Genomic DNA, 24352 nt, shown 5'->3' with positions numbered 1-24352 from the left:
TGGTTACACCGGCCCTGTCGCCACCGGCGGGCCCCCCTGCTCGCCCCACTCCGCCCATGATCCGTCATAGAGCGCGGTGTCGGCAATGCCGAGGCGATAGAGCGCCAGCGTCAGCACGCCTGCAGATACGCCGGAGCCGCAGCTCGTGACGATGGGTTTGGCGAGATCCACGCCCGCGCCGGTGAATGCCGCGCGCAAATCATCGAGCGGCTTCATCGCGCCGGTGCTGGCATCGAACAGTCCCGCATAGGGAACGCTGCGCGCGCCCGGAATATGCCCGCCGCGCAAGCCGGGACGCGGCTCGGGCACGCTGCCCTCAAAGCGCGCGCTCGGCCGCGCATCGATCACCTGCTCGGCCTGGCTCTCCAGATTGCCGATCAACTGCTGGATGCTGCGCACACGCCTGGCATCGAACGCCGCCTTGAACGACGCGGGCTTCGGCTTAGCCTCGCCGCCCTCGACCGCGCGGCCTTCCGCCAGCCACTTCTTCAGGCCGCCATCGAGCACGCGAACATTCTGGTGGCCGAACGACAGGAACATCCACCACCCGCGCGGCGCGGCGACCCATCCGCCGGCATCGTACAGCACCACCGTGTCATCGTTGCTGATGCCAAGCGCCCCGATGTCGCGACCGAACTGTTCGGCCGACGGAAACATATGCGGCAGCGGGCTTGAATGATCCGACACCGCATCGACGTCGAAGAACACAGCGCCCGGAATGTGCTGCGCCAGATAGTCGTCCTTCGGCAGCGGCAGGATGCCGGGCAGCTTGAACGTCGCATCGAGAACCTTCACGTGCGGATCGTTCAGATGCGCGGCAAGCCATTCGGTGGAGACGAGAGGATCGGTGGCGGGCATGGGCATTCTTCCTCAATCGTCATTGCCGGGCTTGACCCGGCAATCCATCTTTCAAGATGGACACGCGGGTCAAGCCCGCGTGTGACGGTTCGTGATTGAATTACTTCTTCGGCTCGACCTTCTCGATCGGACCGCCTGCGGCCTTCCATCCGGTGAAGCCGCCGCCAAGATGCGCCACGGGAGAGAGGCCCATGTCCTGCGCGGTCTTGGCCGCCAGCGCCGAGCGCCAGCCCGACGCGCATTGAAACACGAACTTCTTGTTTTCCTGAAAGACCGGCTTGGCGTAAGGGCTTTCCGGATCGATCCAGAATTCGAGCATGCCGCGCGGACAGTGAAACGCTCCGGGGATGCGGCCCTCGCGCTCGATCTCGCGCGGGTCGCGCAGGTCCACGATCACGACTTCGCTCTGCCCCACGCCGCCTTGCGGAAAACGCTCGACGGCTTCCGCCGCGTTGATGGTCTCGATCTGGGCGTTGGCCTCGTCGAGGAGTTTCTTGTAGCCGCGGGTGATGGTGGAGGGCATTTGGGGGCGGTCCTTTACGAAGTGTCTTACCCGCAATGTGCCGCTAATCAGTTCTAAAAGCTAGCGTCTCTCTCCGTCATTGCGAGGAGCGCAGCGACGAAGCAATCCATCTTTTCTCATGAGAAGGCCGGAATGGATTGCTTCGGCGCGCTGGCAATGACGATACTCTGCACCTGCCGTCAACGTATGACAGGACGCGCTGATGAAACAACCCTGCGTCTACATCGTGGCCAACCAGCACAACGGGACAATTTACACTGGCGTAACGTCGGACTTGCCCCGCCGCGCCCATGAACATCGCGAAGGACTAATTGACGGTTTCACAAAGAAGTACGGTTGCAAGCGGCTGGTCTGGTACGAACATCACGACACAATGGAAGCAGCGATTGTCCGTGAAAAGCAGATCAAGGCTGGAAGCCGGAACGACAAAATCCAACTGATCCAAGCACTGAATCCGGGCTGGGATGATCTCTACGATACGCTGATCTGAATTTCGATGATCGCTCACGGCCCGTCATTGCGAGCGAAGCGAAGCAATCCATGCGAGGCAGCCACCCGAAAAAGATGGATTGCTTCGTCGCTGCGCTCCTCGCAATGACGAGCAAACCGGCCTTCTTCCTTTGCGCCTACCGCGTCAATTCCTTCATCGCGCCCTCTAGTCCTTCGAGGGTCAGCGGGAACATGCGCTCCGCGAACAGCTTGCGGATGATGGTGGTGGACTCCGAATAGTCCCAGTGCTTGCGCGCGACGGGATTGAGCCAGACCGCGTGCGGATAGGTCCGCGTCACGCGCTCGAGCCAGACCGACCCAGCCTCTTCGTTGACATGCTCGACGGAGCCGCCGGGGACGACAATTTCATATGGGCTCATCGACGCATCGCCGACAAACACGACCTTGTAGTCGTGCGGGTACTTGTGAAGGATGTCCCAGGTCGGCGTGCGATCGGAGAAGCGCCGCTTGTTCTGCTTCCAGACGCCTTCATAGAGGCAGTTGTGGAAGTAGAAATACTCCATGTGCTTGAACTCGGTCTTCGCCGCCGAGAACAGTTCCTCGACCTGCGCGATGTGACCGTCCATCGATCCGCCGATGTCGAAGAAGATCAGGACCTTCACCGCATTGCGCCGCTCGGGGCGCATGTGCACATCGAGATAACCGTGGTTGGCGGTTTCCTTGATCGTGGTGTCGAGATCGAGTTCGTCAGGCGCACCGGTGCGCGCGAACTTGCGCAGTCGGCGCAGCGCCACCTTGATGTTGCGGATACCGAGTTCGACGTTGCCGTCGAGATCCTTGAACTCGCGCTTGTCCCAGACCTTCACCGCGCGGAAGTTGCGGTTCTTCTCCTGGCCGATGCGGATGCCTTCGGGATTATAGCCGTCCGCGCCAAAGGGAGATGTGCCGCCGGTGCCGATCCACTTGCTGCCGCCCTCGTGGCGCTTCTTCTGTTCTTCAAGACGCTTCTTGAGAGTCTCCATGAGCTTGTCCCAGCCCATGGCCTCGATCTGCTTCTTCTCTTCCTCGGTGAGATATTTCTCGGCGGCCTTGCGCAGCCACTCGGCGGGAATCTCCGCCTTCTCCATGGCGTCGAGCAGGCTTTCGAGCCCCTTGAACACGGTGCCGAACACGCGGTCGAACTTGTCGAGGTTGCGCTCGTCCTTCACCAGCGAGGCGCGCGACAGATAATAGAAATGCTCCACGCTCTGATCCGCGAGGTTGGCGTCGAGCGCCTCCATCAGCGTCAGATATTCACGCAGCGTGACCGGAACCTGCGCGTCGCGCAGCGATGTAAAAAATTGCAGGAACATGGGACTTAGATCGCCTCCGAAGCCGCTTCCGTCAAGGGCGGGCGTCGCCCTCGTGACGGGATTAGAGTGATGAAACTACAGGGTTGCGGGCCATTCGTCTGCCTGCGCCCACCCGGAAAACCGCCCTGCAAGGCAGGCTTGCGTTCGAAAACAGCACTGGCACGGTCTGGATTGGTGTGCCATTTCATTTAAACTGTTGTTTGACGCCTCCCGGACTGCTCCGGCCGGAGACAGTTCGCGGCGTTGACCGGGGACGCGCGACACCCCGCAGCGGGAGTCGCAGCGTTTTAAACAAGGGGTTTGGTCCATGGGCATTATTGCTTGGATTATCGTCGGTGCGATCGCGGGCTGGCTGGCCGGCCTGATCGTCAAGGGCGCGGGCTTCGGACTTCTCGGCAATATCGTCGTCGGCATCGTCGGCGCGGTGGTCGCGGGCTGGCTGCTGCCGCAGCTTGGCATCCGGCTCGGCGCTGGCATGATCGGCGAGATCATCAACGGAGCGATCGGCGGCATCGTCGTGCTGGTCATCCTGTCGTTGATCCGGCGCGCATGACGTTTTAAAGGGCTCCTGGAAGCGGCCGCCGATAAAGCGGTCGCTTCTTGTTTGAAGAGATTTCCCGCGGCAATCACGCGAAGCAGAACAAACGAACTCAGACAAACTCACCAAGGCAAACGTCGATGAAATTTACCGGTACCAAAAACTATGTCGCCACCGACGATCTCAAGGTCGCGGTCAACGCAGCGATCGTGCTCGAACGTCCGCTGCTGGTGAAGGGCGAACCCGGCACCGGCAAGACCGTGCTCGCGGAAGAAGTCGCGCGCGCGCTCGATGCGCCGCTGCTGACTTGGCACATCAAGTCCACCACCAAGGCGCAGCAGGGCCTTTACGAGTACGACGCGGTGTCGCGTCTGCGCGACAGCCAGCTCGGCGATCCGCGTGTCTCCGACATTTCCAACTACATCAAGCGCGGCAAGCTGTGGGACGCCTTTACCAGCGAGAAGCGCCCGGTCCTGCTCATCGACGAAATCGACAAGGCCGACATCGAATTCCCGAACGACCTCCTGCTCGAACTCGACCGCATGGAATTCCATGTCTACGAGACCGGCGAAACGATCAAGGCGAAGCAGCGCCCGATCATCATGATCACCTCGAACAACGAGAAGGAACTGCCCGACGCGTTCCTGCGCCGCTGCTTCTTCCACTACATCAAGTTCCCCGACATCGACACCATGAACGCCATCGTGGAAGTGCACTTCCCCGACATCAAGAAGCGCCTCGTTCAGGAAGCGATGAAGATCTTCTTCGAGGTGCGCGACGTGCCGGGTCTGAAGAAGAAGCCATCGACCTCGGAACTGCTCGACTGGCTCAAGCTGCTGCTCAACGAGGAAATGACGGTGGAACAGCTCCGCGAACGCGACCCGCGCAAGCTGATTCCGCCGCTGCATGGCGCGCTGCTCAAGAACGAGCAGGACGTGCACCTGTTCGAGCGCCTCGCGTTTCTGAGCCGCCGGGAAGTCTGAGCGGCGCCTCACGTCTGAAGCGAACAAAGGCGAGAGAGCCCCGGCTCTCTCGCCTTTTCGATTCAGGAATTGATCCGGATTTACGGCCTAGAACGGCACGCCGGCGCCAGCGCGAAATGCGCCGCTGCGCCCGTCATCGACGCCGACGGCGCCTTTCAGGGTGACTGTCTTGTCGCCAACGCGGACACCGAGACCGCCGCTCGCCTCTCCGCCGGGACCCGCCGACGTGTTGAGTGCGGAATAAGGATTTCCGCCGCCACCGGTGGTCCCACCGACACCAGGCACCGCGCCGGTCACCCCGCCAACTGTATTGGTGACCCTGCTCGGCACGGACTGCGCCTGAGCGCCTGTGACGAACAGAACCGCAGTGCAGATCACCCCAAATTTCAGCATGCTTGGCCCCCTGACTCGCCGGAAAGCAAATACGGACGAACGTGTCGCATAATTTCACGCTAAAATGACGACAATTTCAATGTTCCATTCTCGGGGGAAACCAGCCCTGCACCGCGAACTTGCTTGCACGCCAGACTTCGGCCACTGTTGCGAACGCAACGATCCAACACTGGCCACCGCACCCTGAGCCGCATAAACTGGCCGCCTCGGATGCGAGGTGCCGCGTGACCAAGAAGCACGTCGATCGCCGCCTGACAGCCATTCTCGCCGCGGACGTCGCCGGCTACAGCCGGCTGATGGGTGCGGACGAGGAAGGCACCCACGCACAGTTGAAGGCGCACCGCCACGATCTGATCGACCGGCGGATCAGGAAACATCGCGGCCGCATCATCAATACTGCCGGCGACGGATTGCTGGCGGAATTCGCCAGTGCGGTTGAAGCCGTGCGCTGCGCGATCGAAATCCAGCGCGCGATGATTACACGGAACGCGAACGTGCCCGAGGAGAGCCGGCTCGAATTCCGCATCGGCATCAACATCGGCGATGTGATCGAGGACGGCGGCGAAATCTTCGGCGATGGTGTCAATGTCGCGGCGCGGCTGGAGAGTATCGCGCCGAGGGGCGGCGTCTGTATTTCCCGGCAGGTGCTCGATCAGATCGAAGGCAAGCTCAAGCTTCAGTTCCGCGAAATGGGCCGCCAGAACCTGAAGAACATCGCACGGCCGATCGAGGTCTTTGCGATCGATCTCCATGACGGTGCATCCAAGGCCGCGCGTATTCTGACCGGCGCGAATCTTCAACAGGAGATCCGCTACTGCAAGGCGGCGGACGGCGTCCGGCTGGCTTTCGCGAAGGTCGGCAACGGCCCGCCATTGCTGCGCACGGCACACTGGCTGGGGCATCTCGAATACGACTGGGAGCTGCCGATCTTCCGCGGTCTCCTGCTCGAACTGGCCTCGAGCTTTTCGCTGGTCCGTTTCGACGCGCGGGGCAACGGGCTGTCGGATTGGGACGTCGGCAACATCTCGCTGGATCACTGGGTGAGCGACATGGAGAGTGTTGCTGACGCGGCGGGACTCGACCGGTTTCCGATTCTTGCGTTGTCTCAGGGGTGCGCGGTGGCGATCGCCTTCGCGATCCGGCATCCGGAGCGGGTTTCGCATCTGATCCTTTATGGAGGATTTGCCGCCGGCGTCTACAAGAGCCCGAACGTGACGCCCGCCGCACGCGAGCAGTTCGACGCAATGAAGGTCCTGATGAAACTCGGCTGGGGCGCGAACGAGCCAACCTTCCGGCAACTCTTCACAGCGTCGATGATCCCCACCGCGACAAGGGAACAGATGGACGCCTTCAACGAAGCCCAGCGGGTCAGCGCGTCAGCTGAATGCGCCGTTAGATATCTGGAAACGGTGATCAACTTCGATGTCCGCGATCTGCTGCCGCAAATCAAGGTGCCCACCCTTGTCATGCATGTCCGCGATGACCGAAGGGTGCCGATTGCGTCAGGCCGGGAGCTTGCAGCAGGTATCCCCGGCGCACGCCTCGTCACGCTGCCGGGCAAAAATCATATCCCGCTCCAGCAGGATCCGGGCTTGCCGATCTTTCTCGACGAGATCCGCCGGTTCCTCGGCGTCACCTGAATTCATCGGTTCGCTTACGCTGCGCGCCGGCGCCGCGGGCGCGTCACGCTTCCGCGCGGCGGGCATATCACATCCTGCGGCGGGCCTTGGCTCGGCGCAGGATGACCATCTGGGATCGCACACCGTAGCCGATGCCAAAACCGGCCACGAACACCAGAACAAGAACGAATACAGCCTCGGACATGGTTGCCTCATGGCGAGGGCCGCCGATCGCAGTATACCGGCCGACGACCCCGTCTTGTTGTTAACGGACATGGGGCAATTGTCCGCAATCCGACGTTAGTCCGACGGTTTGCGCGCGCAACGAAACCTGCGTTTAAACCTTAATGCCCGCCGCGCAGGTTAATTCCGGAACCGAAACGGCATCTACGAGGGCGCTCCGCGTCATTGCGAGCGAAGCGAAGCAATCCACTCATCAAACTGGATTGCTTCGTCGCTTGCGCTCTCCGCAATGAAGGTGTGGCGACGGCAGCGCGTTACCGCGTCTTCTCGTGCAACTGATAGGTCAGGTGCGCTTTCACCGTCGGCCATTCCGAAGCGGTGATGCTGTACACGACAGTGTCACGCAGGGTGCCGTTCGGCGCGATCTGGTGACTGCGCAGCACGCCGTCGAGCTTGGCGCCCAGCCGCTCGATGCCGCGCCGCGACTGATGATTGAAGAAATGCGTGCGGAACTCGACCGCGATGCAGTTCAGCTTCTCGAACGCATGAGTCAGCAGCAGCAGCTTGCATTGGGTATTCAGCGCAGTCCGCTGGACACGCTTCGCATACCAAGTCGATCCGATCTCGACCCGCCGGTTGGCGGCATCGACATTCATGTAGGTCGTCATGCCGGCGACCTTGCCTTCGGTATCCTTCACCGTGAACGGCAGCATCGATCCCGCCGCCTGCAAACCAAGACGACGCTCGATCTCGGACGGCATCGCCTCCGGCGACGGGATCGAGGTGTACCAGAGCTTCCACAACTCGCCGTCGCGCACCGCGTCCGTGAGTTCGGCGGCGTGATCCCGTGACAGCGGCTCAAGCCGCGCGTGAGGGCCGCTGAGAGTGACGGGAGAAAGCCAGGTCATTTTATACCCCGCGGAGATTCAAGTTGATGCAACGTCACGGCAATTGTCTGCTCCCTCTCCCCGCGTGCGGGGAGAGGGTCGGGGTGAGGGGCACTGCGTGTTGGGAAAAAGCCCCTCACCCGACCGCGTTGCGGTCGACCTCTCCCCGTAAGAACGGGGAGAGGTTAAGTTCACTTATTCAGAAAATTCAGCGGCAGGCCGCCGCGCGGCCAGTCCATCGCCACCAGTTCGCCCTTGCCGGACAGCGTGATGTAGGCGGTCTTCAGCTCCGGCCCGCCGAAGGCGATGTTGGTGGTGACATTGTCGCCGGTCGGCACCTGCTCGACCAGCTTGCCATCCGGCGCGATCACCGAGATGCAGCCGGAGATCAGCGTCGCGACGCAGACGTTGCCCGACGCTTCGACGCCGAGCGAGTCGTACATCTGATAGCCGCCGAGACCGGAAATCGGCCTGCCCATTTCGCCGCGATAGATCGGCTCAACCGGCGCGATCTGCCCCGGCGCACCGATGGCGAACGCCCACAGCCGCGCGGTCGGCGTCTCGGCGACATAGACGGTCTTCTCGTCCGGTGACAGGCCGATGCCGTTGGCGGGCAGCATGTGCGGCACAGCCTCGACGAGTTCTGTGCCGCCCTTCTTCATGTAGTAGACGGCGCCGACATCGAGATCGTGCGCGCGGCGCTTGCCGAGATCGGTGAACCAGAGCCCGCCCTCTTTATCGAAGACAAGATCGTTCGGCCCCTTGAGCTGCCGTTCGTCGCAATGGGTGAACAGCGTCTCGACCTTGCCGTTTGAGAGATCGACACGCTGCAACGAGCCGCCGATATATTCCGACGGACGCGGCGCGCCCGGCATGATGTTGCCGCCCGGACCCGGCGCCCAGGAGAAGCCGCCGTTGTTGCAAAGGTACATCTTGCCGTCCGGTCCCAGCGCCGCGCCGTTCGGCCCGCCGGGAATTTTCGCGATGATCTCCTTGCGCCCGTCGGGATAAACCCGCGTCAGGGTCTGGCGGCGGATTTCCACCAGCACCACCGAGCCATCGGGCATCACCACCGGCCCTTCTGGAAACTCGAGACCGGTTGCGATGACGCGGACGTTGGACATGAAGACCTCCCGATGAGCGTTTTTGATTTTGACGCGCGAAAACCTATCGCGCGGATTCAGCTATGACCAGTGCGTGGATGCAGGGGTGAGTTGTCGAAGTCCGTGCACGATCTGCTCCCTCTCCCCGCTTGCGGGGAGAGGGGTGGGGTGAGGGGCCAAGTTTATCGTGCACCAAAAGATGCCCCTCACCCGGATCACCATAGCGCGTCGAAGACGCGCGTAAACGCGCTAATGGTGATCCGACCTCTCCCCGTAAGAACGGGGAGAGACGTCATTCCTTCGCCGAAAAATCCCTCCACACCAGCCCTGCCGCCGCGATGTCCGACAGCGCATTGCCGACCGCCTTGAACACGGTGATCTCGCTATCGCTGGTCCTGCCCTTGCGCTCGCCCTTGCACAGCTCATTGAGCGAACCGCGAATATCAGCTGGCGCAATCACACCGTCGCGGATCGGGTCGAGCAGTTCGCCGCTTTCCTTCAGCGCATCGTAGGTATCGAGCCAGACGCGCCCGCGCCGGAACACCTCGTCGTCGGCCTCGCGCATGAACGGCGTGAAGCTGCCGACCAGATCGAGATGCACGCCGGGCTTCAGCCATTCACCCTTGATGATCGGCTTGTGCGCAAGCGTCGCGCAGCTCACGATATCCGCCTCGCCCACCGCGCGTTCCAGATCGATCGCGACATGAGCGTCGATGCCTCTGGCGCGGAGATCGGACACCAGCCGGGCCGCGCCGGCCTCGTTGATATTCCACACCGCGACGGTCTCGATCGGCCGCACCGCGCGAAATGCATCCGCTGTGAGGCTCGCGATCCGGCCCGAGCCGCAGACCAGCAGCCTGCGCGCATCCTTGCGTGCGAGAAAGTCCGCCCCGAGCGCGCCGATGCCCGCGGTGCGCCGCGAGGTGATCTCGTTGCCGTCGATCAGCGCGATATGCCGCCCGGTCTCGCCATCGCACAGCAGATAGCTCGAGAAAAGTCCCGGCAGCGCGCGCCTGCCGTTCTCCGGGAAGATCGTGACGATCTTGATGCCGATGAAGGCGCGCTGCCATGCCGGCATGATCAGAATGGTCGCCGTCGAGCCGTCAGGCTGCCGCATGAAATGGTGGTGCCGCAGCGGCACGTCCGCACCGACAGTGAAGGCTTCGCGTAATGCGGCAATCAGCCGGTCGAACGGCAGACTGGCGCGGGTGCGCGCGGCGTCGATGACGATGGGGGATGGGGTGGCGACGGTCATTTACAGTTTCCGAGAATCTCGCGGACGTGCTCCCTCTCCCCGCCTGCGGGGAGAGGGTTGGGGTGAGGGGCATATTGCAAATAATCACGCTTTCGCGAAAGCGCCCCTCACCCGGATTGCTTCGCAATCCGACCTCTCCCCGTCACAACGGGGAGAGGTGAAGAAACATCAGCGCCGCGCGAAGCCGCCCTCACCGCGTCCATCAGCTTCTTCCGGAAAGCTCGGTCGCGCTTGAGGTGCCATTCGCGGCTCATGGCTTCGTTGCGCGTCTGGAACGGTTCGGTGTGCAGCAGCGTCCAGGCCCGGCCGCGTGTCGAGCGCGCGCCGGTGCCGTTGTTATGCTTCGCAAGCCGCTGCGTCACGTCATTGGTCCAGCCGACATAGGAAATGTAACGGCCCTTGTGAAAGCTACCGAGCACATAGACGAAGGCGGCGGGTTTTGATTTTGCCGCACGCTTCTTTGCCTTCGCGGCGCGCGATTTGGCCTTTGTTGTACGCGTCTTCGGCGAACGTGGCGCGGCAATCGTCATGGTGCATCTCGCCAAGCAGCGAGATGTGCTCCCTCTCCCCGCCAGCGGGGAGAGGGGTGGGGTGAGGGGCATAACTCAAACGATCTCGATTGAAAGAAAGCGCCCCTCACCCGGATCACTACGTGATCCGACCTCTCCCCGTAAGAACGGGGCGAGGTGAAGGCCTCAGTATCACATGCGAAGCACATCACTTCGCGCCGGGCGCCTTTGGCGCTTCCTTCGGCGCGTCCTTGGCTGCGCCGTTCGCCGGCTTGCCCAACGCCTGCACCTGACCTTGCAACTGCGCCACAGTGTTCTGCAGCCCGATCACGGTCGCCTTCAGTGCATCGATCTGCCGGTTGGCGGCGTCGATCTTCTGCTGGTGCTCCAGCGAGGCCTTGGTCAGCGACGCCTTGAGGAAATTCACATTGCTCTGGAGACAGCCGGTGCGGCGCTCCATGGTTTTCTCGGCGGTGCAGATTTCGATGCCGGGCACGTCCTGCGCTATCGCTTGATGCGGCACGGCTGCCAGCAGCGCAGCGCCAATCAGAAATCTCACCATGTCCGACCTCCTCAAAGCCTTGCTGCATCGTGCACGTTTCCGCGCATCCGGCGCAAACTGTCTCATAACGTGACGGGGTAACCGCGAAGATGTTGCGCGATCTTAAGGTTTGGAACGCGGGTGGAACGAAACGCGCCCGAATCAGCGATTCATACCATGCTAGCCAGATGGCTGACCGACATCTTGTGTCGCATGCACGCAGCGCGTCCACATCATGCTGTGCGAGGGTTGCGAAGTTCAATCGAAACGTTGAAAACAGGCCATCAATCGTTAACGCCCCCAAAAGAGAGCGAAGCCCGCAATGACCGACCAGCGAACAGACCTGCCAAGAGACTTGCCAAAGGACTTGCTAAAAGACCTGCCAAAGGACTTGCACGGTGTGTTTCCCTACCTCGTCTCGCCCACGGCAACCGACGGCAGCATCAAGACCGACGTTCTGGGCAAGCTCTGCGACGACATGATCAAGGCCGGTGTTCACGGACTGACGCCGCTCGGCTCGACCGGCGAGTTCGCCTATCTCGGCCGCGAACAGCGCACCACCGTGGTGAAGGCAACGGTGGAGGCCACCGCCAGGCGCGTGCCGGTGATCGCGGGCGTGGCCTCGACATCGACGGCAGACGCTGTCGCGCAGGCCAAGGCCTATCAGGCGCTCGGCGTGGACGGCATTCTCGCCATCCTCGAAGCCTACTTCCCGGTCAAGGACGCGCAGGTCGAGGCGTATTTCCGCGCCATCGCGGACGCCGTCGACATTCCGGTGGTGATCTACACCAATCCGAACTTCCAGCGCTCCGATCTCACCCTCGACGTGATCGCGCGCCTCGCCGAGCATCCGCGCATCCAGTACATCAAGGATGCCTCGAACAACACCGGCCGTCTCCTGTCGATCATCAACCGCTGCGGCGACAAGATGAAAGTGTTCGCGGCATCGGCGCATATTCCCGCCGCCGTGATGCTGATCGGCGGCGTCGGCTGGATGGCGGGACCGGCCTGCATCGTGCCGCGCGAAAGCGTGAAGCTCTACGATCTGTGCAAGGCGGGGCGCTGGGACGAAGCGATCGCGCTTCAGCGCAAGCTGTGGCGGGTCAACGAAGTGTTCGCGCGGTTCAATCTCGCCGCCTGCATCAAGGCGGGGCTCGAGATGCAGGGCTATGCCGTTGGCGATCCGATTGCGCCGCAAACCCCGCTCACGCCTGAGGAACGCAAGATCGTCGAAGGTGTCCTGGGCGGGCTCGGCTAGCCATCCGGGCTGGAACCCGGTGCAGCCAAGGCGTTGAAATCGGCGACGCCAGATATCAAGTTAAGGGTCTTGTTTTCGCCAGCCGCAAACTTGAGGTGCCAGCATGGTCAAGGTGGTCTACGAGATAGTCGAGCATGACGGCGGCTGGGCGTACAAGTTCAACAACGTGTTTTCGGAGACCTTTCCGACCCACGAGGCGGCGCGCGCGGCCGCCACCCGCGCCGCGGCGGAACAGCGGGTGCCCGGCCGGACCGAGGTCATCCAGTTCGAGGACGGCCAGGGCAACTGGCGCGAGGAAACTGTCCGGGGCACCGACCGGCCAGTCACCGAAGTCGTGGACAACAAGAAGGCCCGGTAACCGTCCGGTCCTTTTTGCCGCACCCCGGTTTCCATCTCCGCGCAAACTGGTCTAGAAGACCGCCATGAGAGCGGGCAGAGCACTTCAGAACTGGCTGGATTCGCACGGACTGGGAGCGATCATCGCTGCCGTCCTCGGCATCATCGTGGGGCTCGCGCTCATCCTCGTCGTCGGCGGATACTATATCGTCCAACCATGAGCTCCGGCCTGCCGCGGTTCGCGGCGGAGGCGGCGGCACCGGCCGACATCAACTCCACATCAATTTCAGCGAGATCGACAGTGGCCGCCTCGACCGACATCCTGTTCAGTGAAGCGATCTCGTTCCTTCAGGCCGGGCGCACGCGCGAGGCCGAGAAGACCCTTCGCAAGCTGGTGCGCAGGACGTCCGATCATCCGCTGGCGCTCAGTGTGCTCGGCGCCATTCTTGTCGGCACCGGAAAATACGACGAAGCGGAACGGTTGCTGCGGTCCTCGGTGAAGCTCAATCCGGGCGCTCATGTCGCACTCTACAACCATGGGCTCGCGCTCAAGGCGCTGGGCCGTTCCGACGAAGCGCTGACGCAGTTCACACAGGCGCTTGCGATCAATCCCGACGACGCCGAAACCCTGAGCAATCGCGGCACGGTCTACAACGATCTGAAAAACTTTGAGGCTGCGCTGGCCGATTTCGACAAGGCGACCGCGCTCCAGCCGAACTATGCGCTGGCCCATCACAACAGAGGCAACGCGCTGTCCGGCCTCGCCCGTTATGAAGACGCGCTGGCGGCGTATCAGCGCGCGGTGGCGCTGATGCCCGGCCTGATCGACAGTTGGGCGGCCATCGGCCTCAGCCTGCAGAAGCTTGAGCGGCACGACGAATCCGCAGCGGCTTTCGAGACGGCACGGCAGCGCGCCGAAGCGGTCAACGCGCGCCGCCATTAGCCGCCGCCCGCGAAGGGGCAGCGGCAGAATCGAACTTACTGCTCGTCGCGGAAATACGGCTCGACCGGGCCGGTCAGCTTGATGGTCAGCGGATTGCCGTAGCGGTCCTTGGACGAGCCTGCAGTCACGCGCACCCATCCCTCGCTGACGCAGTACTCCTCCACGTTGTTCTTTTCGACGCCCTTGAAGCGGATGCCGACATCGCGCGAGAGAACCTCGGCGTTGTAATACGGGCTGCGGGGGTCGGTGGAGAGGCGGTCGGGCAATTCGCTCATCGTCATATCCTGCTTCTTGTTATTCTGAAGTTACAGCGGTCTTAAATCACAGCGTCCCGGATGACAGGAGCTTTTCGATATCGCGGGTCAGCGCACTGGGCGAGGTGGTCGAGCCGTACCGCGCGACGACCTTGCCGGCGCGGTCGACAAGGAATTTCGTGAAATTCCATTTGATCGAGGCGCCGAGCAGCCCCGGCTTCTCGCGCTTGAGATGATCGAACAGCGGCAGCGCCTTGTCGCCGTTGACATCGATCTTGGCGAACATCGGAAACGTCACGTCGTATTTCTGCGAGCAGAACGCCGCGATCTCCTGCGCGCTGCCCGGCTCCTGCCCGCCGAACTGGTTGCACGGAAAGCCCAGCACCGAAAAGCCGCGCGGACCGAGCGCGCGTTGCAGCTGCTCGAGCTGCGCGTATTGGGGCGTAAACCCGCACGCGCTCGCGGTGTTGACGATCAGCAGCACCTGCCCCTCATAAGTCTTAAGCGGACGATCTTCGCCGTCCAGCGTCGCAGCCGAGAAATCGTAGACCGACGTCAATGGCGCTCTCCCGTCATGCCGCTTGCTGTGGGGGCATGAGCTGATCCGAAAACCGGTTCCCGCTTTTCAGAATCTTGCTCCTCAGGTGCGGAATCCGCCCTTCTGCTGATTGGCGAGCCAGTCGGACAGCTTCGCCGGAGCTTCCTTCTTGGCGGGCTTCGCCGCTGCTGCCCGTTTCGCCTTGGGCGGGGGCGCCGATGCCGCTTCCGCAGCCTCCTTGGCGAGCCGCAGCGCGCGCAGTTTTTCCATATTGGCGCGCACCGCGCGGCCTTCTGCGTCGTACTGCGCCATTGCGCTGACGGCGTCCTGTTTCTTGTCGCTCATTGATGTTCTCCGGGACGAGGTGATGATCCCGAAACGGGGGAACCTGTCGCTACTGCGCTCCCTTTAACCGATCCGGGCTGCCCTGTCTTGCGCTGCGAAAGTGGCCCCAATGGGCTAATTTACCCGATATTGGCAAGGAGGCGCTAAGGCCTGCCGGGACGGAGCCTCGGAAAGCCACAATTGTTCAACATTTTGCGGCAGACTTGACGGCTTTCCGCGACCGGAAACCCGCGATCGAGAAACCCATTGGCGATCAGGACAACATATCTCGTGCTGATATGCGGCGCAGGCACCCTTGCCGCCGTGGGTGGATGGCTGCTCGGCGACCAGTTGTTCTTCCAGCAGGCATCGGCCTCGCTGACGCCGGACGAGCCCGTGTTCGAGGCCCGGTATCCGGTCTCGAACGCGATGATGAAGCAGGACCGCGTGATCGCCTCGCCTGCCCCTGCCGAGAGCACGGACGCCGGTTTGCCGAATGATATGTATGAGACTGCGCGCGCATGGATCAACGCGCCGGTGACACTGCCGCGCCGGCTGACCGCGAAATCCGAGAAGCCGTCGCGGCTGTTCCTCAATGAAAGCCAGATCGCCGGCATCAAGAAGCGGCTCAACCTGACGCCTGCGCAGCAAAAATACTGGCAGCCGGTGGAAAGCGCGATGCGCGAGGTCACGCTGCAGATCGAGGACTATCAGAAGCGGCTGAAGAAGGATCGCGACGATTCGTTCGATACCGAGAGCGACGCCATCGCCCGCCTGAAGACCGCGACGCGCGCATTCTATTCGCAACTCAACGGCACGCAGAAGAACGATCTCGCGCTGCTGGTGCGCATGGCGGGTCTCGGCCCGGCGTTCGCCGAACTCACCGGTACCAAGATGACGAAGAACGAACCTGAGAACTCGCGGTGAGGCTTCTTCACCTCTCCCCGTTTACGGGGAGAGGTCGGAAGCAAAGCGCAGCGAAGCTTCCGGGTGAGGGGCTAACATCCATCAACAAAAAAAATTGCCCCTCACCCGCTCGCTTCGCTCGCGACCTCTCCCCGCAAGCGCGGGGCGAGGTTAAGAAAGACCCAAGGCCGGGACAACAAAACATCAGTTCCTGAATTCGTTGGTCAGCTCGCCGATGCCGTCGATGGCGACGGTGATGGAATTCACCGCCTCCTTCATCACGCCGACGCCGAGCGAGGTGCCGCAGGCGATGATGTCGCCGGGCAGCAGCGTCATGTCGTGCGAGATCTTGCTGACCAGTTCCTGCGCCGAGAAGATCATGTCCGAGATCTTGTAGGACTGCCGCTCCGCGCCGTTGAGAACGGTGCGCACCGTGAGCGACGCAGGGTCGATACCGGTCACGATGGCCGGGCCGAACGGGCAGAAGTCGTCGAATCCCTTGGCGCGCGCCCATTGCTGAAAGGTCGGGTCCTTGTTGAGAATGTCCGCTGCGGTGATGTCGTTGACGCAGGTGTAGCCCAGGATGAAATCGTCGGCCTCTTCGACCGAAACCGCGCGGCAAACCTTCCCTATCACGATGGCGAGTTCGCCCTCATAGACCACCTTGCCGTCGTACCAGGCGGGCTTCTGCACCACCGCATTGGGTGAAGCCGCTGTGGTCGGCGCTTTCAAAAGATAGAGCGGCTCCGGCGGCTCGGGTTTTTCAAGCTTCGCCGCCAGCGCATGAAAGTTGTTCCACAGCGCCACGATCTTCGACGGCGTGGTGGGCGCGAGCAGTTCGACATCGGCCAGCGCGAGCGTTTTGCCGTTCGCCTTCGGGCTGTCGAACATGTTGCCGTGATGCACGGCGATGTTCTGGCCCGACAGCGTGCCGAACCCGATCTGATCCTGATGGCGAAAGCGAACCCAACTCGTCACGATTGAAAACTCCAGGAGAAAGAAAGGATGCCGGCATCTCTTCACCTCGCCCCGCTTGCGGGGAGAGGTCGGAGACGAGCGAAGCGAAGTCTCCGGGTGAGGGGCTTTAGCTTCGGGAGCGACTGCAAAGTGCCCCCTCACCCCACCCCTCTCCCCGCAGGCGGGGAGAGGGAGCACGACGCACAAGCGTCGCGCTACCCGCCATGCAATCTCAATATAGCTCGGCGACCTTGGCGCGCTGCGCCACCAGCGCCAGCACGATATCGATCGACGGCGTCGGGATTTTCGACAGCGTGCCCATCTCCTGGACCACCGTGACCAGCGGATCGATTTCCATCGGCCGGCTGCGTTCGAGATCCTGCAGCATCGAGGTCTTGTGCGCGCCGACCTTGCGCGCGCCCTCGATTCGCCGTTCGACATCGACGCGGAATCTGATGCCGAATTTCTCGGCGATGGTCTGGGCTTCCACCATCATCGACTTCGCCACCGCCCGCGTGCCCGGATCGCTGCCGATCACATCGAGCGTGGCATGGGTCAACGCGCTGATCGGGTTGAAGCAGACGTTGCCCCACAGCTTGAGCCAGATTTCGTCGCGGATGTTCTCGAGCACCGGCGCCTGGAGCCCGGCCTTGACGAACATCGCCGACAGCGCCTCGACATCGGCGCTCTTCTCGCCCGAAGGCTCGCCGAGCGGAAAGCGGTCGCCATAGACATGGCGGATGACGCCCGGCGCTTCGATCTCGGTCGCGGGATAGACCACGCAGCCGATGGCGCGCTCCGGTCCCAGTTCTTTCCACTGACGGCCGCCGGGATCGATGCTCTCCAGCGCCGAGCCTTCGCACTCGTTGCCGTGCTTGTAGAAATACCAGTACGGAATGCCGTTCACCGCGGTGACGATGCGGGTTTTCGGCCCGAGCAGCGGCTGCATCGCATCGATCACGCCGGTGATCGAATGGGCCTTGAGGCAGATGATGACGAAATCCTGCGGACCGAGCTCGGCGGGATTGTCGGTGCAGCGCGGATGAACCACCCGCTCTTCGTCGCCGATCAGGAGCTTTAAGCCGTTGGCCTTCATCGCTGCGAGATGCGCGCCGCGCGCCACCAGGCTGACGTCAGCGCCCGCCCGCGCGAGCTGCACGCCGAGATAGCCTCCGATCGCGCCCGCGCCGTAAATACAAATCTTCATGGTGTTTCCCGAATATCGCGAAGCGAAAAAAGATCAGAGCGCAATCACACCACCGGGGAGATCATGTGATCGCGCTCTGCAGGGAGAACCGTCACACAACAAACGCAGGTTGGGTCGCTTCGAGTTCGGGAATTGCAATAAGGCCATCCACGGCGTTGATATCGCGGATGCTGATCACGCCGATCAGTGTGTGGTCGTCGATCACCGGCACATGCCGAATGTGATTGTCGATCATCAGTTCGCGCACGTGTTCGATCGAGTCGGTGGACTGGCACGACACCAGCTTCTGAACCGAGATCAGCGCGGAAACCTTCATGGCAAGGCCGGCCTGCCCGTGCTCGGAGACGGCGCGCACCACGTCGCGTTCCGAGAACATGCCGACGGCAACATTGCCCTCGGTGCGGCAGACGTCCTTCACGACAAGCGCGCCGACATTGTCGTTGCGCAGCAGCCGCGCGGCAGTGGCGACGGTTTCGTTCATGCGGACGGTGGCGATACGGGTGCTCTTCCTGTTCAGGATGTCTCCGACTCTCATCACAACCTCCTCGCTGGTGGGGATGACCTTCCCCGTGGACGGTTCATGCTGGAGGACAGCTATGTCCTCTCTGATGGGCTGAGATTGGTATACATTATGCCAAGAGTCAATCAGAACAAATTCCTAATTGCGGTGGTATCCCACCGACGGGCCCGGCCGGTTTTCGCGGACGAAACGGCGGCCATCATGCGGTCACCACTCCGCCCTTTGCGGCGGAGTTCGCCACCACTTCGCCTTATGCAGCGATGCGCGCGATGAATCGGGATCAAGGCCTTGAGTTCGGACGGGAAATCTCGCTCTGCGCTCTCTGAGGAAGCGGTTGTGAGAAATCTGCAAATGCAGTCACATTTTCTGTCATTGCGAGGAGCGCTTGCGACGAAGCAATCCAGTCTCGCATGATGATGATCCTCTCCGGATTGCTTCGCTTTGCGCGCAACAACGATGCGGGATCAATCGCAACAAAAATGCCCGGGACCAGCCCGGGCATCTTGATGAATCGCAACGAATGAAAAAGATCAGGGGTCCGTCGTCGCGCGATCACTCGCGCGAACGCTTACCCCTTCAGCACATCCACCAGAGTCTTGCCGAGGCGCGCCGGCGATGGCGAGACACGGATGCCGGCCGCTTCCATCGCGGCGATCTTGGATTCGGCGTCACCCTTGCCGCCGGAGATGATCGCTCCGGCATGGCCCATGCGGCGGCCCGGAGGCGCGGTGCGTCCGGCAATGAAACCGACCATCGGCTTCTTGCGTCCGCGCTTCGCTTCGTCCTTGATGAACTGAGCGGCATCTTCTTCCGACGAACCGCCGATCTCGCCGATCATCACGATCGACTTGGTGTCCGGGTCGGCAAGAAACAGTTCGAGCATCGAGATGAAGTCGGTGCCCTTCACGGGATCGCCGCCGATGCCGACCGCGGTGGTCTGACCGAGGCCTTCGGCTGATGTCTGATACACCGCCTCATAGGTCAGCGTGCCGGAGCGCGACACGATTCCGACATTGCCCTTCTTGAAAATGTTGCCGGGCATGATGCCGATCTTGCATTCACCCGCCGTCATCACGCCGGGACAATTCGGACCGATCAGCCGCGAACTCGAACCTTCAAGCGCGCGCTTGACGCGCACCATGTCGGTCACGGGAATGCCTTCGGTGATGCAGACGATCAATGGCACTTCGGCGTCGATCGCCTCGCAGATCGCATCCGCAGCGCCTGGCGGCGGAACATAGATCACGCTGGCGTCCGCGCCGGTGGCCTCGCGCGCCTGCGCCACCGTGTCGAACACCGGCAGGCCGAGATGGGTGGAGCCGCCCTTGCCGGGCGAGGTGCCGCCGACCATCTGCGTGCCGTAGAGCGCCGCCTGTTCGGAATGGAAGGTGCCGTTTTTGCCCGTAAAACCTTGGCAAATCACCTTGGTATTGCTGTCGATAAGAATGGCCATTACGCGGCTTCCTTCCGTGTGGCGCGAACGATTTTCTGCGCGGCGTCGTCGAGATCGTCCGCGGCAACGACATTCAGTCCGGACTCGGCAATGACCTTCTTGCCGAGTTCAACATTGGTTCCTTCCAGCCGGACCACCAGCGGCACGCCGAGACCGACCTCGCGCACCGCGGCGACCACGCCTTCGGCGACGACATCGCAGCGCATGATACCGCCGAAGATGTTGACCAGGATGCCCTTCACGTTCGGATCGGAAGTAATGATCTTGAAAGCTGCGGCGACCTTTTCCTTGGTCGCACCGCCGCCGACATCGAGGAAGTTCGCCGGCGTGGCGCCGTAGAGCTTGATGATGTCCATAGTCGCCATCGCGAGTCCGGCGCCATTGACCATGCAGCCGATGGTGCCTTCGAGCGCGATGTAATTCAGGTCGTACTTTGACGCCTCGATTTCCTTCTCGTCCTCTTCGGTGAGGTCGCGCAGCTTCATCAGTTCAGGGTGACGGTACAGCGCGTTGGAATCGAAATTGATCTTGGCGTCGAGACAACGCAGGTCGCCCTGCTTCGTCACCACCAGCGGATTGATCTCCAGCATCGCCATATCGGCCGACAGGAAGGCGTTGTAGAGCTGCGCCGTGAGTTTTTCGGCCTGCTTGGCCAGATCGCCACTCAGGCCGAGGACTTGCGCAACCTTGCGGCCGTGATGCGCCATCACACCGGTCGCAGGATCGATGGAGAACGTCACGATCTTTTCCGGCGTATCGTGCGCCACCTTCTCGATGTCCATGCCCCCTTCGGTGGAGACCACGAACGCGATCCGCGAGGTTTCGCGATCGACCAGCATCGAGAGATAGAATTCCTTCGCGATCTCCGAGCCGTCCTCGATGTAAAGCCGATTGACCTGCTTGCCCGCTGGCCCGGTCTGCTCGGTTACAAGCGTACGTCCGAGCATTTCCTTGGCGAAGCTTGCGACCTCATCGATCGACTTCGCCAGCCGCACGCCGCCCTTCGCGTCCGCGTGCAGTCCCTTGAACTTGCCCTTGCCGCGGCCGCCGGCATGGATCTGCGATTTCACGACATAGACCGGACCCGGCAGCGACTTCGCAGCGGCAATCGCTTCATCGACAGTGAACGCCGGCGCGCCCGCCGACACGGTGACTCCAAAACTCTTCAGGACTGCCTTGCCCTGGTATTCGTGGATATTCATCGGATTCCTCCCGTCATGGCCGAAGCCAAAAACACCCTGTTTTCAGGGCTTATGAGATCAGTTTTACCTTCTTGTATTATGTATACCAGAGATTGCCTAGCCGCTCGATGGGAGTCAATCGGGTCGGAAAAAGAAAAACGCGCCCATCCGGAGATGAGCGCGCTCTTGAGACAGTCAGGTCGTTGCGCGTCAGGCCGTCGCCATTGATTTCTCGACCACGACCTTGCGCCAGGGCTTGAGCACGATGATGGCAAGCAGCGAAGCGAGAATATTCGCGCCGGCCGCCACGATGAAGACCATGTCCCACGTGCCCGAGCTTTGCTGCATGTAGTTCGCGGCAGGCACAAGCAGCGCCGCCGTTCCTTTCGCGGTGTAAAGCAGGCCCGCATTGGTGGTCGCGAACTTCGATCCGAATGTATCCGTGCAGGTCGACGGGAAGAGCGAGTAGATCTCACCCCAGGCGAAGAACACGAAGCCCGATAGCAGCACGAACCAGACCGGATCGTGACCCCAGAGGTACAGCAGGTAGATGCCGACGCCTTCCATGCCGAACGCAATGAACATGGTGTTCTCGCGGCCGATCATGTCGGAGATCCATCCGAAGAACGGCCGTGTCAGACCGTTGAGCACGCGATCGATCGTCGCGGCGAACGTCACCGCGGTCATCGTCATTGCCATCAGCGTGACCGGAACGCTGTCGACCTTCCAGTCAACCGCGATCGGCTTGAGGTTCGCGGTGACCATCAGTCCGCCGGCGCCGACGATAACGAACATGAAATACATCAGCCAGAAAATCGGATGGCGGAGAACTTCGGTCGGCGCGTAGTTGCGGCGCGTCTGCTGAAGCGCGGCATTCACCACCGGCGGCGGCACCTGTCCTGCCTTCGGTGCGAACATCAGGAACGAGAGGATCACGATGATGATGCCCTGCCCCAGGCCGAAATACAGGAAGGTGTTCTGGAAGCCGTCGTTCTTGATCATGGCCTGGATCGGCGCGACCGTGAGCGCGGAGCCAGCACCAAAGCCGGCAGCGGTGATGCCCGCGGCAAGACCGCGCTTGTCGGGAAACCACTTCAGTGCATTGCCGACGCAGGTGCCGTAAACGCCGCCGGCGCCGATGCCCGCGATGATCATACCAAGATAGAAACCGTTGAGCGTTGTCGCCTGCGCGTTAATCGCCCAGCCGATCGCGCAGAGAATGCCGCCGACGAGAACAACGATGCGCGGACCGTACTTGTCGACGAACCAGCCTTCGACGGGGACCAGCCACGTTTCGAACAGCACGAACAACGTGAACGCCCACTGGATCGATGCGCGATCCCATCCGAATTGTTTTTGAATATCGGGGACGAAGAACGTCCAGCCGTATTGATAGTTCGCGATCATCACCATGGCGCCAACGCCGATCGCCAACTGGACCCAGCGATACGTATCGCTGACGCGTGCAGCCGCCGGGGCCGCCGTATGAACAGTATCCGTCATCGTTCCTCCGAGTGCGCCCTTGCTCAGTTAAAGTTCGGCAGACGCTACGGCGCGGAGGCTGGTATATGATATGCCAGAATGCAAGAGGTATTCGAGGGAACCTGCGACTTTTTAGCTATGCACTTTGATCATGGATTTCGCAAAAAAATGGCCCCGGCAAGCGCCGGAGCCATTCGATAGGAGAATAATATGTCAGGGAGAGGATGCAGCGGACGTGACTGATCCGGAACGCGGTCCCTCCCTTCTCCTTACTTACATTGCCGTTTTCGGCGCGCGCGACGACAGTCGCGCCCACCCGTTCGAGATCAGGGGCCAGAACAGCGCAATCAATCCCAGCGTCATGATCGATCCGACAAGACCGTTGGAGAAGAAGACGCCGAGGCTACCCTGCGATCCAAGCAGTGCTTGGCGGAAGGCCTCCTCCGCCTTGTCGCCCAGCACGATGGCAAGAACCAGCGGCGCCATCGGATAGTTGCACTTCTTCATCACGTAACCGACCACGCCGAATACCATCATCATCGCGACGTCGAAGGTGTTATTGTGCACGGTGTACGCACCGATGGCGCAGAGGACGAGAATGACCGGCGCGATGATGCTGAACGGAATACGCAGGATCGCAGCGAACAGCGGCACGCAGGTCAGCACCACAAGCAGCCCGACGAAGTTGCCGAGATACATGCTGGCAATCAGTCCCCAAACGAATTCCTTCTGCTCGACAAACAGCAGAGGCCCAGGCTGCAATCCCCAGATCAGCAGGCCGCCGAGCAGCACCGCAGCCGTCGGCGATCCCGGAACGCCGAGCGACAGCATCGGCAACAGTGCAGCAGTGCCTGCCGCATGCGCGGCAGTTTCGGGCGCGACTACGCCTTCGATTTCACCCTTGCCGAAATTCTTGCCCTGCTTGGACATGCGCTTGGCGATGCCATAACTCATGAACGATGCAGGCGTCGCGCCGGCCGGAGAAACGCCCATCCACACGCCGATGAGGCACGAGCGTAGTGATGTCGCCCAATAGCGCGGGAGTTCCTTCCACGTATCCCACACCACCCGCGCATTGATCTTCGCAGGCTTGCCCCTGAAGTTGAGCCCCTCTTCCATGGTAAGAAGGATTTCGCCGATACCAAAGAGGCCGATGACCGCGATCAGGAAGTCGAAGCCGCTGAGCATCTCGGAGAAACCGAAGGTCAGGCGCAATTGTCCCGTTATGCTGTCAAGGCCAACAGCTGCCAGCGCGAAGCCAATCATCATGGCGACAATTGTCTTGAACGGCGGCTCCTTGCCCATGCCGATGAAGCTGCAGAACGCGATGAAGAACACCGCGAATTTTTCTGCCGGGCCAAATTGAAGGGCAAATTTCGCAACCAGCGGCGCAACCAGCGTGATCATGATCACGGCAAACAACGCGCCGACAAATGACGACGTGAATGCCGCGGTGAGCGCCTCGCCGGCCTTGCCCTTCTGCGCCATCGGATGACCGTCGAACGTCGTGGCAACGGACCAGGGCTCGCCGGGGATATTGAACAGCACCGACGTAATGGCGCCTCCGAACAGCGCGCCCCAATAGATGCACGACAGCATGATGATCGCCGATGTCGGAGACATGCTGAATGTCAGCGGCAGCAGGATCGCCACACCGTTCGCACCACCGAGACCGGGCAGAACTCCGATCACCACGCCGAGAACGATCCCGATAACCATCACCAGGATGTTGAACGGCTGCAGCACCGTCGAGAAGCCGTGAAACAGATTTACGATTTCTTCCATATCAATGTCCTCAG

Annotated in this window: 28 protein-coding genes; 9 read left to right on the top strand and 19 right to left on the bottom strand. The window is 61.7% G+C overall.

The window, feature by feature from the left end; all coding sequences use genetic code 11:
- Nucleotides 1-3: 3 nt before the first annotated feature.
- Together sseA and I554_RS0114145 are read right to left on the bottom strand one after the other, a co-directional pair.
- On the bottom strand, nucleotides 4-858 hold the full coding sequence (sseA, locus tag I554_RS0114150) for a 3-mercaptopyruvate sulfurtransferase (RefSeq protein WP_024576440.1): 855 nt from the start codon (nucleotides 856-858) through the stop codon (nucleotides 4-6).
- Nucleotides 859-958: 100 nt separating this feature from the next.
- On the bottom strand, nucleotides 959-1381 hold the full coding sequence (locus tag I554_RS0114145; RefSeq protein WP_024576441.1) for a rhodanese-like domain-containing protein: 423 nt from the start codon (nucleotides 1379-1381) through the stop codon (nucleotides 959-961).
- Nucleotides 1382-1583: 202 nt separating this feature from the next.
- On the opposite strand from I554_RS0114145, the gene I554_RS0114140 reads away from it, so the two are divergent.
- Nucleotides 1584-1871: a GIY-YIG nuclease family protein gene (locus tag I554_RS0114140; RefSeq protein WP_024576442.1), complete on the top strand. Its 288-nt coding sequence runs from the start codon at nucleotides 1584-1586 to the stop codon at nucleotides 1869-1871.
- Between the two features lie 136 nt (nucleotides 1872-2007).
- On the opposite strand, the gene I554_RS0114135 is transcribed toward I554_RS0114140, so the two are convergent.
- On the bottom strand, nucleotides 2008-3183 hold the full coding sequence (locus I554_RS0114135) for a VWA domain-containing protein (RefSeq protein ID WP_024576443.1): 1176 nt from the start codon (nucleotides 3181-3183) through the stop codon (nucleotides 2008-2010).
- A 307-nt stretch (nucleotides 3184-3490) separates the two neighbouring features.
- On the opposite strand from I554_RS0114135, the gene I554_RS0114130 reads away from it, so the two are divergent.
- On the top strand, nucleotides 3491-3736 hold the full coding sequence (locus I554_RS0114130; RefSeq protein WP_024576444.1) for a GlsB/YeaQ/YmgE family stress response membrane protein: 246 nt from the start codon (nucleotides 3491-3493) through the stop codon (nucleotides 3734-3736).
- Between the two features lie 125 nt (nucleotides 3737-3861).
- Nucleotides 3862-4704 (top strand): MoxR family ATPase, encoded by an 843-nt coding sequence (locus tag I554_RS0114125; protein WP_024576445.1) that lies wholly within the window; start codon nucleotides 3862-3864, stop codon nucleotides 4702-4704.
- An 87-nt stretch (nucleotides 4705-4791) separates the two neighbouring features.
- Here I554_RS0114125 and I554_RS0114120 read toward each other — a convergent pair whose 3' ends face one another.
- Complete coding sequence (locus I554_RS0114120; protein ID WP_024576446.1) at nucleotides 4792-5097, bottom strand: hypothetical protein; 306 nt, start codon at nucleotides 5095-5097, stop codon at nucleotides 4792-4794.
- A gap of 224 nt (nucleotides 5098-5321) precedes the next feature.
- Between I554_RS0114120 and I554_RS0114115 the strand changes: the two genes are divergently transcribed.
- A complete protein-coding gene (locus tag I554_RS0114115; protein ID WP_024576447.1) occupies nucleotides 5322-6737 on the top strand; it encodes an alpha/beta fold hydrolase in 1416 nt (471 codons plus the stop codon).
- A gap of 476 nt (nucleotides 6738-7213) precedes the next feature.
- On the opposite strand, the gene I554_RS0114105 is transcribed toward I554_RS0114115, so the two are convergent.
- The 5 genes from I554_RS0114105 to I554_RS25630 all read right to left on the bottom strand — a co-directional run bounded on the left by I554_RS0114105 (nucleotide 7214) and on the right by I554_RS25630 (nucleotide 11215).
- Entirely contained in the window at nucleotides 7214-7807 is a 594-nt protein-coding gene (locus tag I554_RS0114105; protein ID WP_024576448.1) for a GNAT family protein, read from the bottom strand.
- Nucleotides 7808-7977: 170 nt separating this feature from the next.
- The gene (locus tag I554_RS0114100) at nucleotides 7978-8910 is read right to left on the bottom strand and encodes an SMP-30/gluconolactonase/LRE family protein (RefSeq protein WP_024576449.1); all 933 of its coding nucleotides are present in this window, start codon (nucleotides 8908-8910) and stop codon (nucleotides 7978-7980) included.
- Between the two features lie 271 nt (nucleotides 8911-9181).
- Nucleotides 9182-10144, bottom strand: coding sequence for an ornithine cyclodeaminase family protein (locus tag I554_RS0114095; RefSeq protein ID WP_024576450.1), 963 nt, complete (start codon nucleotides 10142-10144; stop codon nucleotides 9182-9184).
- 107 nt (nucleotides 10145-10251) lie between these two features.
- The gene (locus I554_RS0114090; RefSeq protein WP_024576451.1) at nucleotides 10252-10674 is read right to left on the bottom strand and encodes a GIY-YIG nuclease family protein; all 423 of its coding nucleotides are present in this window, start codon (nucleotides 10672-10674) and stop codon (nucleotides 10252-10254) included.
- Between the two features lie 187 nt (nucleotides 10675-10861).
- Complete coding sequence (locus I554_RS25630) at nucleotides 10862-11215, bottom strand: hypothetical protein (RefSeq protein ID WP_024576452.1); 354 nt, start codon at nucleotides 11213-11215, stop codon at nucleotides 10862-10864.
- 301 nt (nucleotides 11216-11516) lie between these two features.
- Here I554_RS25630 and I554_RS0114080 point away from each other — a divergent pair, with 301 nt between their 5' ends.
- The 4 genes from I554_RS0114080 (at nucleotide 11517) to I554_RS0114065 (ending at nucleotide 13731) form a co-directional block, all read left to right on the top strand.
- Complete coding sequence (locus I554_RS0114080; protein WP_244432755.1) at nucleotides 11517-12452, top strand: dihydrodipicolinate synthase family protein; 936 nt, start codon at nucleotides 11517-11519, stop codon at nucleotides 12450-12452.
- 103 nt (nucleotides 12453-12555) lie between these two features.
- On the top strand, nucleotides 12556-12810 hold the full coding sequence (locus I554_RS0114075; protein ID WP_006021802.1) for a DUF2188 domain-containing protein: 255 nt from the start codon (nucleotides 12556-12558) through the stop codon (nucleotides 12808-12810).
- Nucleotides 12811-12874: 64 nt separating this feature from the next.
- Entirely contained in the window at nucleotides 12875-13009 is a 135-nt protein-coding gene (locus tag I554_RS27735) for a hypothetical protein (RefSeq protein ID WP_275450903.1), read from the top strand.
- Nucleotides 13006-13731 carry a tetratricopeptide repeat protein gene (locus I554_RS0114065; protein WP_024576454.1) on the top strand — a complete coding sequence of 242 codons (726 nt, stop codon included), beginning with the start codon at nucleotides 13006-13008 and terminating at the stop codon, nucleotides 13729-13731. The genes I554_RS27735 and I554_RS0114065 overlap by 4 nt, the downstream gene beginning before the upstream one ends.
- Nucleotides 13732-13766: 35 nt before the next feature.
- Here the strand turns inward: I554_RS0114065 and I554_RS0114060 are convergent, their stop codons facing one another.
- The 3 genes from I554_RS0114060 to I554_RS0114050 form a co-directional block, all read right to left on the bottom strand.
- Nucleotides 13767-14006, bottom strand: coding sequence for a DUF3297 family protein (locus I554_RS0114060; RefSeq protein ID WP_006021805.1), 240 nt, complete (start codon nucleotides 14004-14006; stop codon nucleotides 13767-13769).
- A 46-nt stretch (nucleotides 14007-14052) separates the two neighbouring features.
- A complete protein-coding gene (locus tag I554_RS0114055; RefSeq protein WP_024576455.1) occupies nucleotides 14053-14544 on the bottom strand; it encodes a glutathione peroxidase in 492 nt (163 codons plus the stop codon).
- Between the two features lie 81 nt (nucleotides 14545-14625).
- Complete coding sequence (locus tag I554_RS0114050; RefSeq protein ID WP_024576456.1) at nucleotides 14626-14868, bottom strand: hypothetical protein; 243 nt, start codon at nucleotides 14866-14868, stop codon at nucleotides 14626-14628.
- Between the two features lie 246 nt (nucleotides 14869-15114).
- Here I554_RS0114050 and I554_RS0114045 point away from each other — a divergent pair, with 246 nt between their 5' ends.
- Nucleotides 15115-15774 (top strand): hypothetical protein, encoded by a 660-nt coding sequence (locus tag I554_RS0114045; RefSeq protein ID WP_024576457.1) that lies wholly within the window; start codon nucleotides 15115-15117, stop codon nucleotides 15772-15774.
- A gap of 183 nt (nucleotides 15775-15957) precedes the next feature.
- Here I554_RS0114045 and I554_RS0114040 read toward each other — a convergent pair whose 3' ends face one another.
- From I554_RS0114040 to I554_RS0114005, 7 genes are all read right to left on the bottom strand, one after another.
- Nucleotides 15958-16731, bottom strand: coding sequence for a fumarylacetoacetate hydrolase family protein (locus tag I554_RS0114040; protein WP_024576458.1), 774 nt, complete (start codon nucleotides 16729-16731; stop codon nucleotides 15958-15960).
- Nucleotides 16732-16942: 211 nt separating this feature from the next.
- Nucleotides 16943-17917 (bottom strand): 2-dehydropantoate 2-reductase, encoded by a 975-nt coding sequence (locus I554_RS0114035; protein ID WP_024576459.1) that lies wholly within the window; start codon nucleotides 17915-17917, stop codon nucleotides 16943-16945.
- A gap of 91 nt (nucleotides 17918-18008) precedes the next feature.
- Nucleotides 18009-18452 carry a CBS domain-containing protein gene (locus I554_RS0114030; RefSeq protein ID WP_024576460.1) on the bottom strand — a complete coding sequence of 148 codons (444 nt, stop codon included), beginning with the start codon at nucleotides 18450-18452 and terminating at the stop codon, nucleotides 18009-18011.
- A gap of 553 nt (nucleotides 18453-19005) precedes the next feature.
- Entirely contained in the window at nucleotides 19006-19890 is an 885-nt protein-coding gene (gene sucD / locus I554_RS0114020; RefSeq protein ID WP_024576461.1) for a succinate--CoA ligase subunit alpha, read from the bottom strand.
- On the bottom strand, nucleotides 19890-21092 hold the full coding sequence (gene sucC / locus I554_RS0114015; protein ID WP_024576462.1) for an ADP-forming succinate--CoA ligase subunit beta: 1203 nt from the start codon (nucleotides 21090-21092) through the stop codon (nucleotides 19890-19892). The genes sucD and sucC overlap by 1 nt, the downstream gene beginning before the upstream one ends.
- Before the next feature lie 189 nt (nucleotides 21093-21281).
- Nucleotides 21282-22574 (bottom strand): oxalate/formate MFS antiporter, encoded by a 1293-nt coding sequence (oxlT, locus tag I554_RS0114010; protein ID WP_024576463.1) that lies wholly within the window; start codon nucleotides 22572-22574, stop codon nucleotides 21282-21284.
- Between the two features lie 252 nt (nucleotides 22575-22826).
- Nucleotides 22827-24338: a tripartite tricarboxylate transporter permease gene (locus I554_RS0114005; protein ID WP_024576464.1), complete on the bottom strand. Its 1512-nt coding sequence runs from the start codon at nucleotides 24336-24338 to the stop codon at nucleotides 22827-22829.
- Between the last annotated feature and the right edge of the window lie 14 nt (nucleotides 24339-24352).

Origin of the sequence: Afipia sp. OHSU_II-C1 (assembly GCF_000497575.1) — a bacterium.
Taxonomy (GTDB): Bacteria; Pseudomonadota; Alphaproteobacteria; order Rhizobiales; family Xanthobacteraceae; genus Afipia.
This window is presented reverse-complemented; position numbering and strand designations above follow the sequence as displayed.

Excerpts from the sequence above, each read along its gene's own strand:
- I554_RS25630 (WP_024576452.1), bottom strand. The coding sequence starts at position 11,215 with ATGGTGAGATTTCTGATTGGCGCTGCGCTGCTGGCAGCCGTGCCGCAT.
- I554_RS0114100 (WP_024576449.1), bottom strand. The coding sequence starts at position 8,910 with ATGTCCAACGTCCGCGTCATCGCAACCGGTCTCGAGTTTCCAGAAGGG.
- I554_RS0114075 (WP_006021802.1), top strand. The coding sequence starts at position 12,556 with ATGGTCAAGGTGGTCTACGAGATAGTCGAGCATGACGGCGGCTGGGCG.
- I554_RS27735 (WP_275450903.1), top strand. The coding sequence starts at position 12,875 with ATGAGAGCGGGCAGAGCACTTCAGAACTGGCTGGATTCGCACGGACTG.
- I554_RS0114065 (WP_024576454.1), top strand. The coding sequence starts at position 13,006 with ATGAGCTCCGGCCTGCCGCGGTTCGCGGCGGAGGCGGCGGCACCGGCC.
- oxlT (WP_024576463.1), bottom strand. The coding sequence starts at position 22,574 with ATGACGGATACTGTTCATACGGCGGCCCCGGCGGCTGCACGCGTCAGC.
- I554_RS0114080 (WP_244432755.1), top strand. The coding sequence starts at position 11,517 with ATGACCGACCAGCGAACAGACCTGCCAAGAGACTTGCCAAAGGACTTG.
- I554_RS0114005 (WP_024576464.1), bottom strand. The coding sequence starts at position 24,338 with ATGGAAGAAATCGTAAATCTGTTTCACGGCTTCTCGACGGTGCTGCAG.
- I554_RS0114095 (WP_024576450.1), bottom strand. The coding sequence starts at position 10,144 with ATGACCGTCGCCACCCCATCCCCCATCGTCATCGACGCCGCGCGCACC.
- I554_RS0114135 (WP_024576443.1), bottom strand. The coding sequence starts at position 3,183 with ATGTTCCTGCAATTTTTTACATCGCTGCGCGACGCGCAGGTTCCGGTC.
- I554_RS0114140 (WP_024576442.1), top strand. The coding sequence starts at position 1,584 with ATGAAACAACCCTGCGTCTACATCGTGGCCAACCAGCACAACGGGACA.
- I554_RS0114035 (WP_024576459.1), bottom strand. The coding sequence starts at position 17,917 with ATGAAGATTTGTATTTACGGCGCGGGCGCGATCGGAGGCTATCTCGGC.
- I554_RS0114050 (WP_024576456.1), bottom strand. The coding sequence starts at position 14,868 with ATGAGCGACAAGAAACAGGACGCCGTCAGCGCAATGGCGCAGTACGAC.
- I554_RS0114125 (WP_024576445.1), top strand. The coding sequence starts at position 3,862 with ATGAAATTTACCGGTACCAAAAACTATGTCGCCACCGACGATCTCAAG.
- I554_RS0114120 (WP_024576446.1), bottom strand. The coding sequence starts at position 5,097 with ATGCTGAAATTTGGGGTGATCTGCACTGCGGTTCTGTTCGTCACAGGC.
- sucC (WP_024576462.1), bottom strand. The coding sequence starts at position 21,092 with ATGAATATCCACGAATACCAGGGCAAGGCAGTCCTGAAGAGTTTTGGA.
- I554_RS0114060 (WP_006021805.1), bottom strand. The coding sequence starts at position 14,006 with ATGAGCGAATTGCCCGACCGCCTCTCCACCGACCCCCGCAGCCCGTAT.
- I554_RS0114105 (WP_024576448.1), bottom strand. The coding sequence starts at position 7,807 with ATGACCTGGCTTTCTCCCGTCACTCTCAGCGGCCCTCACGCGCGGCTT.
- I554_RS0114030 (WP_024576460.1), bottom strand. The coding sequence starts at position 18,452 with ATGAGAGTCGGAGACATCCTGAACAGGAAGAGCACCCGTATCGCCACC.
- I554_RS0114130 (WP_024576444.1), top strand. The coding sequence starts at position 3,491 with ATGGGCATTATTGCTTGGATTATCGTCGGTGCGATCGCGGGCTGGCTG.
- I554_RS0114145 (WP_024576441.1), bottom strand. The coding sequence starts at position 1,381 with ATGCCCTCCACCATCACCCGCGGCTACAAGAAACTCCTCGACGAGGCC.
- I554_RS0114090 (WP_024576451.1), bottom strand. The coding sequence starts at position 10,674 with ATGACGATTGCCGCGCCACGTTCGCCGAAGACGCGTACAACAAAGGCC.
- sseA (WP_024576440.1), bottom strand. The coding sequence starts at position 858 with ATGCCCGCCACCGATCCTCTCGTCTCCACCGAATGGCTTGCCGCGCAT.
- sucD (WP_024576461.1), bottom strand. The coding sequence starts at position 19,890 with ATGGCCATTCTTATCGACAGCAATACCAAGGTGATTTGCCAAGGTTTT.